The organism is Mesorhizobium sp. (genome assembly GCF_041661565.1).
Taxonomy (GTDB): Bacteria; Pseudomonadota; Alphaproteobacteria; order Rhizobiales; family Rhizobiaceae; genus Mesorhizobium.
This window is the reverse complement of record NZ_JBAZUD010000154.1, coordinates 1-11,326: the sequence shown is the minus strand read 5'-3', so window position 1 is coordinate 11,326 and position 11,326 is coordinate 1. Positions and strand designations below refer to the sequence as shown.

9 protein-coding genes and 2 pseudogenes are annotated in these 11,326 nt (G+C 64.3%); 4 read left to right on the top strand and 7 right to left on the bottom strand.

Going from position 1 to position 11,326, the window contains the following annotated elements; genetic code table 11:
* The 3 genes from WC739_RS21605 to WC739_RS21595 all read right to left on the bottom strand — a co-directional run.
* A partial coding sequence (locus tag WC739_RS21605; protein WP_372955032.1) for an FAD-dependent oxidoreductase occupies nucleotides 1-524 on the bottom strand: 524 nt, incomplete at its 3' end.
* On the bottom strand, nucleotides 521-1,045 hold the full coding sequence (locus tag WC739_RS21600; RefSeq protein ID WP_372955031.1) for a flavin reductase family protein: 525 nt from the start codon (nucleotides 1,043-1,045) through the stop codon (nucleotides 521-523). The genes WC739_RS21605 and WC739_RS21600, both read right to left, overlap by 4 nt.
* A 151-nt stretch (nucleotides 1,046-1,196) precedes the next feature.
* A complete protein-coding gene (locus tag WC739_RS21595) occupies nucleotides 1,197-3,122 on the bottom strand; it encodes a sigma-54-dependent Fis family transcriptional regulator (protein ID WP_372955030.1) in 1,926 nt (641 codons plus the stop codon).
* A gap of 397 nt (nucleotides 3,123-3,519) precedes the next feature.
* Here WC739_RS21595 and WC739_RS21590 point away from each other — a divergent pair, with 397 nt between their 5' ends.
* The 4 genes and pseudogenes from WC739_RS21590 (at nucleotide 3,520) to WC739_RS21575 (ending at nucleotide 7,864) form a co-directional block, all read left to right on the top strand.
* Entirely contained in the window at nucleotides 3,520-4,629 is a 1,110-nt protein-coding gene (locus WC739_RS21590) for an LLM class flavin-dependent oxidoreductase (protein ID WP_372955029.1), read from the top strand.
* Between the two features lie 23 nt (nucleotides 4,630-4,652).
* Nucleotides 4,653-5,918: a D-arabinono-1,4-lactone oxidase gene (locus WC739_RS21585; protein ID WP_372955028.1), complete on the top strand. Its 1,266-nt coding sequence runs from the start codon at nucleotides 4,653-4,655 to the stop codon at nucleotides 5,916-5,918.
* A gap of 37 nt (nucleotides 5,919-5,955) precedes the next feature.
* A pseudogene (locus WC739_RS21580) lies at nucleotides 5,956-7,429 on the top strand (aldehyde dehydrogenase).
* 81 nt (nucleotides 7,430-7,510) lie between these two features.
* Nucleotides 7,511-7,864, top strand: coding sequence for a RidA family protein (locus tag WC739_RS21575; RefSeq protein ID WP_372955027.1), 354 nt, complete (start codon nucleotides 7,511-7,513; stop codon nucleotides 7,862-7,864).
* A gap of 43 nt (nucleotides 7,865-7,907) precedes the next feature.
* Here WC739_RS21575 and WC739_RS21570 read toward each other — a convergent pair whose 3' ends face one another.
* The 4 genes and pseudogenes from WC739_RS21570 to WC739_RS21555 all read right to left on the bottom strand — a co-directional run.
* The gene (locus WC739_RS21570) at nucleotides 7,908-9,074 is read right to left on the bottom strand and encodes a serine hydrolase domain-containing protein (RefSeq protein ID WP_372955026.1); all 1,167 of its coding nucleotides are present in this window, start codon (nucleotides 9,072-9,074) and stop codon (nucleotides 7,908-7,910) included.
* A gap of 11 nt (nucleotides 9,075-9,085) precedes the next feature.
* Nucleotides 9,086-10,120, bottom strand: a complete 1,035-nt coding sequence (locus WC739_RS21565; RefSeq protein WP_372955025.1) for an ABC transporter ATP-binding protein — start codon at nucleotides 10,118-10,120, stop codon at nucleotides 9,086-9,088.
* Complete coding sequence (locus WC739_RS21560) at nucleotides 10,113-11,150, bottom strand: ABC transporter ATP-binding protein (RefSeq protein ID WP_372955024.1); 1,038 nt, start codon at nucleotides 11,148-11,150, stop codon at nucleotides 10,113-10,115. Before WC739_RS21560 ends, WC739_RS21565 begins: the two co-directional genes overlap by 8 nt.
* 8 nt (nucleotides 11,151-11,158) lie before the next feature.
* Nucleotides 11,159-11,326: pseudogene (locus WC739_RS21555) on the bottom strand (ABC transporter permease); the annotation flags it as partial.

Below are 11,326 nucleotides of genomic sequence, written 5' to 3'. Positions count from 1 at the left end.
GTGTATTCGATGCCGTTCCTTTCCCGCAATTGCCAGGCGAATGCGTCGGCCTCGAAGTCCGCGCGCGTCGGATAGACCATGAGATGGCCATCGCGCCGCAGCAGGTCGAGGGCCCCCGCATTCTCCACCAGCGGCCGGTAGGCGCCCGGCGAATCCCGCAGCAGACCGGCGAGTGCTGCCGCCTGCTTCTCGACCCGCTCGCGCGAGCCCGCTTGCAGGAACCGCAGCAGCCACGGCGCGATGCTGGGCAGATAGGGCCATCGGATCGACAACGGTCCGAGCGGATCGAGCAGCCAGCCCGGCACCTTGGCCAGGTTGCCCGGCATCGACATCGGCACGACCGATGATGGATTGAAGCAGCCGGCATTGCCGAACGAGGAACCGCCGGCGATTTCGCCCGGCTCGACGATGGTCACGGCGAAGCCTTCGCGCAGCAGCCAACTGGCCGAGCAGACGCCGATCACGCCGCCGCCGATCACCGCCACATGGGTCTTGGGGCCGGCGGCGCCCCTCGCCTCGCTCATGGGGTTGCTCCCGCGGTCGGCGGGCAGCGGAGCCCGCCGAAACGTCCATCGATGTAGACGAGCGGATGAAGGTCGTCGTCGATCAGCCGGGTTTCCACCACTTCGCCGAAAACCACCGTATGCGTCTGCACTTCCATCGCGCGGTGGATGCGGCAGTCGAAGCTCGCCAAGGCTCCGGTCAGCGCCGGCGCGCCGGTCGACAAGGTCTCCCATTTGCACAGTTCGAACCGGCGATGGCGGTCCTTGGACGAACTGAACAGCCGCGCCGTTTCCATGTCGGATTCGGCGAGGACGTTCACGCAGAACCGGCCGGAAGCCAGCATCAGATCGTGGCAGGAGACTGATTTGTTGACGCACACCAGCAGCAAGGGCGACGGATCGGCTGAAACGGACGTAACCGACGTCGCGGCAAAGCCATGCGGCTGTTCGCCGTCGATGGTGGTGACGATTGAGACGCCGGCGGCCAGGCGGCGCATGGCCAGCTTGAACTCGGCCAGTTTGAATTCGATTGGATCAGGCATGTCGGTCTCCTTCAGACCCACGCGGGCGGTGCGCCGGCAAGCCGGCACGTCCGGTGGGTTGAAAGGAGCAAGGCAAGTCACGTGCCAGCCTGACGCGAGCGTCAATCCTGCGGAAAGTCAGCCGCCGCGTTTCGGCGGCCGGACGCCGGTCTCAACCGCGCACGACCTTCTGGGCGACGATGCCATGCGCGCGCATCTTGCGGTAGAGCGTGGCCCGGCTCATGTCGAGCGCCTCGGCGGTCCGGCTCACATCGCTGTCCAGCCTGCCCAGCGTCGACACGATCATCCGCCGTTCGGCATCCTGCAGGGCCTGGCGGGGATGCGACGCCGGGGCTTGTACTTCCGCGGCGCCCGGTCCCGGCGACGCAAAGTCGGCAAGCAGGAGATCGTCGACCTCGATGACGCCATCCTCGCAGACACGGCGCGCCCGCTGCAGGACGTAGCGCATCTCGCGGATATTGCCGGGCCAGGCATAGGTCTGGAGGGCGGCGATCACCCCGTCGCTGAGTTGGACGGCGGGACCGGTCCTGTCGGATGCGAGCAGGCGAAGGGCGATGTCGAGAATGTCCTTTCGCTCCCGAAGCGGCTGCATGTCCACGACCACGCCCGCCAGGCGATAATAGAGGTCGCGCCGGAAGCGGCCTTCGGCGACGGCGGTCGAAAGGTCGTTGTTGGTTGCGGCGATGATGTTGATGTCGACCATCTGCGTCTTGGCCGAGCCGAGCGGGCTGACTTCTCCGGTTTCCAGCACCCTGAGCAGACGCGTCTGCAGGGACAGCGGCATGTCTCCGATTTCATCGAGGAACAGCGTGCCGCCATCGGCCTGCTTGAGGCGGCCGACATTGCCTTCGCGCTTGGCTCCCGTGAAGGCGCCGGCGCCATAGCCGAACAATTCGCTGTCGATCAGCGTCTCTGGAATGGCCGCGCAATTGAAGGCGACCAGCGGCTTGTCGCAGCGATCGCTTTCGCGATGCAGCGCACCGGCCAACGTGTCCTTGCCGACACCGGTCTCGCCAAGCAGGAGTATCGGCAAACCACTGCCGGAAACGCGCCGCAACAGCCTGGAAAGAACCGTCAGGCGAGGATGCGATCCAAGGCACTGTTCGATCGTGGGTCCCTGGGAAGGCGCGATTTCGATCGCGGGTTCGGCGCCGGGACGGGCGGCGGGTTGCGCCGGTTTGGCGATCGCGCGCCTGCCCGGCACCGGCCTCGGCGTGATGACTTCCGCTTCGTACAGCGCCTCGGAATCGATCCGCCTCAGGCCAAGCTGCCTGCCGTCCCGCGTGATGCTGTCGCGCGCTTCCGGCGTGCCCTGGAACAACTCCCACAGCGTCGCCCGGTTGAGGCGCTCGGCGATCGATCCGAACACATGGCGCGCCTGCCTGTTGGCGCCGACGATGCGCTGCTCTTCGTCCAGGGCCAGCAGGACGGTCGAGCCGTCGCCGCGGATCTTCAGGATCGAGCTGCCGGGGAAGTGATTGAGAAAGAGCTGGTTGCTCAGCCGTTCGGCCGTGTTCATCGTCAGGTCGGCGGCCAGCGCGAACGTGTCGGAGGTGATGCGCGGATCGCCCGTCGCAACATTGAGAACGCCGATCATTTCCGCGTCGGCCGACATCACCGGCGCGGCGACGCAGGAGACCGAAGAGTAGGCGCGGAAATAATGATGCCGGCCCAGCACCATCACCGGCCGTCGCTCGATGATGCAGGTTCCCACGCCATTCGTGCCGACCGCGCCCTCCGCCCAGATCGTGCCGGGTCGCTCGAGCTTCAGATCCTCGTCGTTCTGGGAATCGCCGCGGTAGCGCAGGATGATACCGGCCATGTTGGAAAAGCTGGCGCAGAAATTCGAACCGCGCAAAGTCGACTGCACGAACTCCAGCTCGTTCTTGATGGTTTCCAGGCTGGGGTCGAACGGCTCGCAAAGCTCCACGACCTCGCGGTCGCTCAGCGAGGACAGGCGTGGGTCCGCATTGGGGTCGAAGTGATAGCGTTCCTGGCAGCGCTGCCAGGAACTGTCGAGGCTGGCCAATCTGCCGATCGCCGTTGACTGCGCGACTACACGGCCCAATGTGTCCATGCGGAGCCTGTCCTCTCTAACGCATCGGTCCGAAAATCAGGATCGGTCTTCGAAAAGCACGATACGAAGATTCAAGTTAGCCGAGCATTTTTCGCGCGTCAAAGTGGACGCAACTTCGCTCATATGTTCACAAACTATGCAGCTTTGAAATCTGCCGTCAAGATAGGCAGCGGACGCCTTGGCTCAAACGCGCTGCAATCGCTGCCTGCCAAGGCCTGCGGGGAGCCGCCGCGCGGCATCAGAAATGAGACGAGTTTCGCTGCCGCGAGACGGTCCACCGGGAACATGGCGCGAAGACCCTGCCGATTGCACGGAAATCCGCCGCGCGCGCCCTGTCAGCCACACTGGCACGGGCCTTGCTCAGCCCTCCTCACTTGAAACGAGTAAGGAGATTGCGATGAAACTCGCGTTTTTCATGATGCCGATGCATAATATGAACCGTGATTACCACACGACCTTGATGGAGGATGTGGAGTCGGTCGTGCTGGCCGAAAAACTCGGTTTCGAGGAGTGCTGGGTCGGCGAACACTATACGTGCGAAATCGAGCAGATCTCGTCGCCCATCACGTTCCTCGCTTTCATTGCAAGCAAGACGAAGACCATCAAGCTCGGCACCGGGGTTCTGCCCTTGCCGCTCTATCACCCGGTCATGGCCGCCTCGCATGTTGCCTTGCTCGACCATCTGACCGAGGGCAGGCTCATCCTCGGTGTCGGCACCGGCGCCCTGGGATCCGACTTCGAGGCCTTCGGCATGCCCGACGCGAACCGCCCCGAAATGATGATGGATTCGCTCGACATCATCCAGCAGATCTGGGCCGGCAGCGCGCCTTACGAGATCAAGGGCAAGTATTGGAACGTCACGCTGAAGGACAATGTCTGGCCCGATCTCGGCGTCGGCTCCTTCGGCAAGCCCTATCAGCTGCCGCACCCGCCGCTCGCGCTGTCGGTCAGCAGCCCCAACTCCAATTCCATACGCATCGCCGCGCAGCGCGGCATGATGCCGATTTCCGCGAACTTCGTCGCCTCCTGGGTGGTGAAGACCCATTGGGACACCTATGCCGACGAGTTGAAGAAGCTCGGCAAGAAGCCGGACGGAAACCAGTGGCGCGTGGCGCGCTCGATCTTTGTCGCCGACACCGACGAAGCGGCCGAAGCCTATGTGAAGACCCCGAACGGCGCCTATGACTGGTATTACGACTACATGTTCACCGTCTATCAGCGGCTGGGGGCCGCCAAACTGCTGGCGCCGACGCCCGACACGGCCGAGGCCGACATCACCTACGAAAAGGTGCGCGACAGCTTTGTCATCTGCGGCAGCGTCGAGACCGTGACCCGCAAGATCCTCGAACTGCGCGACGAGGTCGGGCCTTTCGGCACGCTGTTGATGACGGCGCATGATTGCAAGGACAAGGCCGTGATGCACAAATCCATGGAGCTTCTTGCCACGCAGGTGATGCCGGCGGTCAATGCCGAGCTGGAAAGCAGCCGCGTCAAGCTCAGCGCCTGACGCAACAAGGATCGGAGACGAGCATGCGACAAGCCGAAACGGACGTCCTGGAGCCGGGCAAGCTGTGGTGGAACTGGTTCGGCGAGCACTATTTCGTGCCCGCCAACACGGTCCTGCCTCGCAGCGAAGAGGATGTGCGCCAGGCCGTCCTTGCGGCGGCGCGACTTGGATTGCCCGTCCGTTCCTCCGGCAGGGGGCACGCCAACACGCCCGCCGTGCCGACGCCGGGTGTTCATATCGACTTCCGCGCCTTCAATGAGGTCCTGTCTGTCGACAGGGAGCTGATGCGCGTCACCGTGCAGCCGGGCATCAGCGTCGGCGAACTGAGCCGCTATTTGAGAACGCAGGGCATGTCGCTCAACAACCAGGGCGACATCGACACGCAATCCGTCTGCGGCGCGATCATGACGGCCACCCATGGCGCTGGAATAACCTTGCCATGCATGTCGATGCAGATGATCGCCGCGCGCATCGTCACCGCCGACGGCAGCTTTCTGGACCTTTCGGCCGAGGCCGACGGCGAGTTGTTCAAGGCGTTTCGGGCCTCGATCGGCATGTTCGGCGTCGTGGTCTCAATCACGCTGCAGGCAGTGCCGTCCTACAACCTCCTCAAACGCTCCTGGAACGCCGACATCGAGGATTGCCTCGACGGGCTTCATCAGCGGCTGCAGGACAACAGGACGTTCTGGTTCTTCTGGTTGCCAAGGCGCGAATCCGCCGACCTGTTCGTCCTGCCCAGCGGCGTTCCCAACCTGGCCAGCCGCGACCATGACATCTGCCATATGCGCAGCTACAACGCCGTGCCGGTCGATGAACCTGCCCCCGCCCCCGAACCCGGTTCAGAATTCGACCATTCCTCGGTGATCTTCCCGAACCTTTACGAGCCGAACTTCCGCGAGATCGAATATGCGGTGCCGTTCGAGGATTTCGAGGCGACCTTCGACGAGGTCCGCCACCTGTTCCTCAACAAGCACCAGGACTTTACGTTTCCGGTCGAATGCCGACCGGTCAAGGCGGACGATTCCTATCTCAGCGCTTATGCCGAACGCGACGGCTACGCGCTCTCGGTTTCCGGACCGATGGAACCGCCGACCTGGGCGATGCTCAGGGATGTCGACGCCATTTTCGATCGGCACGGCGGACGGCCGCACTGGGGCAAGCATCATTTCATGACCCAGGCCAGGCTGGAAAAACTTTACCCGCGCTACGACGCCTTCAAGAAGATGCGCCGGGAGCTGGATCCCGCCGGCATGTTTCTCAACGACCATCTGCGGGCGCTGTTTGCCTGAAACGTCAACGCCGCGCAGGACCTGAAGGACATTTGCCATGAACCAGCACACTCTCGGACGGACCGATGTCGTCCGCAAACTGATCATCGACGGGAAGTTCGTGATGCCCGTCGAAGGCCGGACATTCGGAACCTACAACCCGTCGACGGGTGAGTTGCTCGCCACCGTCGCCGAGGGCGACGCGCGCGACATCGACCTGGCGGTGGCGGCGGCACGGCGCGCCTTCGAGGGGCCGTGGTCGAAATTCACGCCGTTCCAGCGCCAGGAAGTCATCCTGAAATTCGCCGACCTCGTCGACCGCCATTTCGAGGAATTCAGCCAGCTCGACACGCTCGACATGGGCATGCCGATCACCATGACGCGCGGCCGCCGGCAGCGCGCCATCGGCATGCTGCGCATGTATGCCTCGATGTGCGTGACGATCGGCGGCCGCACCCTGCCCAATTCCCTGCCCGGCGACGTTTTCGCCTACACTCTGAAGGAGCCGGTGGGCGTTGTCGGTGCCATCACGCCATGGAACGCGCCGCTGACGGGCACGATCTGGAAGATCGGACCGGTCCTCGCCACCGGCTGCACCCTGGTCCTGAAGCCGGCGGAGGACGCGCCGCTGACCGCGCTGCGGCTCGGCGAACTGGCTCTGGAAGCCGGCGTTCCGCCCGGCGTCATCAACGTCGTCCCCGGTCTCGGCACCGTGGCCGGCGCGGCGCTCGCCGGCCACATGGATGTCGACAAGATTGCCTTCACGGGATCGGACGCGACCGGCCGGCGGATCATCGAAGCCTCCAAGGGCAACATCAAGCGTCTGATGCTGGAACTCGGCGGCAAATCGCCCGACATCGTCTTCGCCGACGCCGACCTGGAAAAGGCGGTGGCGGGAACGGCGATGGGCATCTTCGGCAACAGCGGCCAGATCTGCAGCGCCGGATCCCGGCTGCTGGTCGAACGGTCGATCTACGACAGTTTCGTCGAAAGAGTGGCCGATTTCGCCAAGGCGCTCAAGGTCGGCAACGGCATCGAGCCCGACACGCAGATCGGCCCGGTCGTATCGGGCAAGCAGATGGAGCGCGTCCAGTCCTATCTCGGCATTGGCGTCGGCGAAGGCGCCGAGGTCGTTGCCGGCGGCAACCGCCTTGTCGACGGTGAGCTCGCGCAAGGGTATTTCCTTGAGCCGACGGTGATGAAGAATGTCAGGCACGATATGCGGATAGCCCAGGAGGAGATATTCGGACCGGTGGTCACGGCCATCCCGTTCGACGACGTCGGCGAGGCGCTGCGCATCGCGAACTCGACCGTCTACGGACTGGGCAGCGGCGTCTGGACCCGCGACGTGGCCAAGGCATGTCGTCGCAAAGGGCATCCGCTCCGGCACCGTGTGGGTGAATTGCTACGGCGTGCTCGATCCGGTCATCCCTTTCGGCGGCTACAAGATGAGCGGCTACGGACGCGAATCCGGGATCGACCATGTCGAGGAATATCTCTCGACCAAGGCGGTCGTGCTCCAGAACGGCTGATGCATGTCGTCCCGGACTGATGCCGGGTCATAAGACGCGTTGGCGCTATGCGCCGACCGACGGATATTTCAGGAGAGAGCATTGGCCATCAAGCGCACGGATTTCACCGGTCGTTTCCATCGGATCGTCGAGGTCGGCGACACCGTCTATCTGGCGGGCGTCACCGCCCGCAACGCCGGCGCGGATGTCGGCCAGCAGACGGCGGATGTGCTGGCGCAGATCGATGATCTTCTCGCCAAGGCCGGCGCTTCCAAGCGCGATCTCGTCACCGCGAATATCTGGCTGGCCGACATTGGCGATTTCGCCGGCATGAACGCGGCCTGGGATGCCTGGCTGGACAAGGAGCACGCCCCGGTGCGCGCCACAGTGGAATCGAAACTCGCCCGCCCCGATTTGAAGGTCGAAATCCAGGTCCAGGCCGTCAGGCAGGGCTGAAACCGGCGGCTGTTTGCCGGCCCCCGGGGCTGTCCGTCAGACACTACCGGCCTTGCACACAGGCCGACAGGGCGGCGAGCAGGGATCCCGACCTCGGATCGTGTCCTTCGAAGTTCAGAAGCGTGTTGGTCACGTAGGAGAAGCCTGTCTTCAGCTCCGGCCAGGCGCCGTGCAAGGAACCGCCGGCGCCGTCATGGCCAAATCCCACCGGGACATTGCCGAACAATGCTTCCTTCGTCTGCAGCCCAAATCCGACGCCGTAGGCCAGTTCCTGGTCGAGGTATGGCTCGACCCCACGCGCAAGACATGTGCAGCCGAGCTCGATGGTCTCCGGCCGCAGAATGCGTATCCCTTCGAGTTCGCCACCTCGGGACAAACATCCGTAGAGCCGTGCAGCGGCGCGCGCGGACGCTATGCCGTTCCCCCCCGGGACCTCGGCCGCGCGCCAGGAGCGCGAGTTCAGCGGCAGCGGGTCCGGTCTCGATCTCGGCGGATTGTCCCAGATCGACCAGGCGACGCGGTCCGTTTCCAGATCGCTGCGTTTCGCCCCATAATCTGGACCGCGCTCGAGCACCGCGACGCGGGGTTCCTGTTCGCCGGGAAGTCCGATCCACGCATCCAGGTCGAGAGGCCGGGCGACGTCTTCCGCGAAAAGCCGGCCAACGCTGCGGCCATCGATGCGCCGGATCAACTCGCCGCAAAGCCAGCCGAATGTCAGCGCGTGATAATACAATGTCGTGCCCGGCTCGCGGATCGGCGATTGGCTAGCCAACAACCGCGCCATGCGGACATCGTCGGTCGCCTCCTCCACCGATACCGGAGTGGCAAGGCCGGGAAGGCACGCCTGATGCGAAACCAGGTGCCGAACGAGTATCCGCTCCTTTCCTTCAGCGGCAAATTCGGGCCAGTAGGCGCATACGGGCCTGTCCAGGTCGAGTTGCCCCCGCTCGATAAGCAGTAGCAGGCATGTCGCGACGAAACCCTTGGTGCCGGAGAATATCCCGGCGATCGTGTCTTCGCGCCAAAGACGGCTAGTGGCCCTGTCGGCCCAGCCGCCCCACAGGTCGACCACGGTCCGGCCGTCGACAACAGCCGCGAAGGCCGCCCCGTGATCTCCCCGTTCAAGGAAATTGGCGCGGAACTGGTCGGCCACGGCTTCATATCCACTCGAGGCGAAGCCGTGTATCTGGTTCTCAGCCGTGTCGGTCATCGATCCACCGTTCAGTTCGCAAAGCCGATTGCCATCGGCTGCGGAAAATGGCACGCGGCAAAATGCCGGGGTTCGATCTCCACCAGCGCCGGCTTGACCTCGGCGCATATGTCCTGCGCCTTGAAGCAACGGGTCCGGAACGGGCAGCCCGACGGCGGATTGATCGGGCTCGGCACATCGCCCTTGAGCAGGATCTGGCTGCGCCCCCGCTCGATATCGGGATCGGCGACTGGAACGGCCGACATCAGGGCCTGCGAATAGGGATGCAACGGCCGCGCATAGAGGCTGGCCGCCGGCGCCACTTCGACGAAGCGGCCGAGATACATGACAGCCACTGTGTGCGAGATATGGCGCACCACCGACAGGTCGTGCGCCACGAAGACATAGGCGGTCCGCAATCTCTCCTGGATTTCCTTGAGGAGATTGAGCACGCCGGCCTGCACCGAGACGTCCAGCGCCGACACGGGCTCGTCGAGCACAACCACTTCGGGCTTCAAGGCCAGGGCGCGGGCGATGACCACGCGCTGTCGCTGGCCGCCGGAGAGCTGATGCGGGTAGCGCCGGCCGTAATCCGCGCCAAGGCTGACTAGGTCGAGCATCTCAGTGACCCGCTCGCGCCGCTCGGAACGCGTCATGGACGTTATTCGCAACGGTTCCGCGATGCTGTCGGCGACGCGCATGCGCGGATGCAGCGACCCGTACGGATCCTGGAAAACGAGTTGCAGATGGCGGCGCATCTCGCGCATGGCCTTCGCGTCCAGCGAAACGACATCGGTGCCGTTGACCTCCACGCTGCCCGCGCTCGGCTCGATGAGCCGCAGCAGGCAACGTCCGAGCGTGGACTTTCCGCAGCCGGACTCTCCCACCAGGCCGAGCGTCATGCCCGGTTCCAGGTCGAAGGACACGTCATCGACGGCCCTCAGTTGCGCGACCTCGCGCCGGATGAAGGTTCCGCCCATCATGGGAAAGGACTTTGAGAGATGTCTAACCGACAGGGCGAACTTTTCAGTCGGCGCGGTCGATGAACGATCGATGTCTTCAGCCATTCTGGCCCTGCCTTTCGGCTTCATTGGCGCGATCCCAGGGTGGCAGCCTGTCGGCGAAGTGGCACGCCGAGCGGTGCCGGCCGAAGGCGATCGTCGGAGGCGCGGTTGTCCGGCAGATGTCCTGCGCATGGATGCAGCGCGGATGGAAAGCGCAGCCTTCGGGGTAGGCGCCGAGCCGCGGCGGCGCGCCGGGAATCGAGTAAAGCTTGGAACCGCTCGCCGCCAGCTTGGGGATCGAGGCGATCAGCCCGCGCGTGTAGGGGTGGCGCGGGTTGGCGAACAGTTCATGCACCTCCGCCTCTTCCACCACCTGGCCGGCATAGATGACGGCCACACGGTCGGCGTGGCCGGCGACGACGCCGAGATCGTGCGTGATGAGGATCAGCGCCAGGCCGAGTTTTTCCTTCAGATCCCGCAGCATCCGCATGATCTGCGCCTGGACCGTGACGTCCAGCGCCGTCGTCGGCTCGTCGGCAACGAGCAGTTCCGGATCGTTGGCGATCGCCATCGCGATCATGACGCGCTGGCGCATGCCACCCGAGAATTCATGCGGATATTGATTGATCCGGCGGTCGGGCTGGGGAATGGCGACGAGCTGCAACAGGTCCATCACCCGCCCGGTGGCGCCTTTGCCGGTCAGCCGCCGATCATGCAGGAAAAGCACCTCCCGGATCTGGTCGCCTATTTTCATGACCGGATTGAGCGACGACAGCGGATCCTGGAAGATCATGCCGATCCGTGATCCCAGCAGCTTACGCATCTCCTTGCGCGGACGGCCGACAAGTTGCTGGTTGTTGAAATGGACCGATCCGCTGACGACCGCGTTGCGCGCCTGCAATCCAAGGGCCGCCAGCATGCTGAGGGACTTGCCCGATCCGGATTCACCGACGATGCCGAGCACACCGCCTCGCGAGACATCCAGGTCGATGCCGCGCACCGCTTCCAATGTACCGCCAGCGCTAGCAAAGCCGACCTTGAGATCGCGGACCCGCAGCAGCGGCTCGCTGGCGGCCGGGACAATATTCATCACGGCCGCCGTCATTTGGAAGACCTCGGATCGAAATAGTCGCGCAGCCCGTCGCCGATGAAATTGAAGCCGAGGACGATTGTCAGGATGGCCATGCCGGGCCCGAACGCGATCCACCAATTGTAGAAATAGACCGTGCCGTCCGAGATCATCGCCCCCCATTCCGGGGTCGGCGGCCT

Excerpts from the sequence above, each read along its gene's own strand:
- WC739_RS21590 (WP_372955029.1), top strand. The coding sequence starts at position 3,520 with ATGAAACTCGCGTTTTTCATGATGCCGATGCATAATATGAACCGTGAT.
- WC739_RS21570 (WP_372955026.1), bottom strand. The coding sequence starts at position 9,074 with ATGACCGACACGGCTGAGAACCAGATACACGGCTTCGCCTCGAGTGGA.
- WC739_RS21565 (WP_372955025.1), bottom strand. The coding sequence starts at position 10,120 with ATGGCTGAAGACATCGATCGTTCATCGACCGCGCCGACTGAAAAGTTC.
- WC739_RS21585 (WP_372955028.1), top strand. The coding sequence starts at position 4,653 with ATGCGACAAGCCGAAACGGACGTCCTGGAGCCGGGCAAGCTGTGGTGG.
- WC739_RS21595 (WP_372955030.1), bottom strand. The coding sequence starts at position 3,122 with ATGGACACATTGGGCCGTGTAGTCGCGCAGTCAACGGCGATCGGCAGA.
- WC739_RS21600 (WP_372955031.1), bottom strand. The coding sequence starts at position 1,045 with ATGCCTGATCCAATCGAATTCAAACTGGCCGAGTTCAAGCTGGCCATG.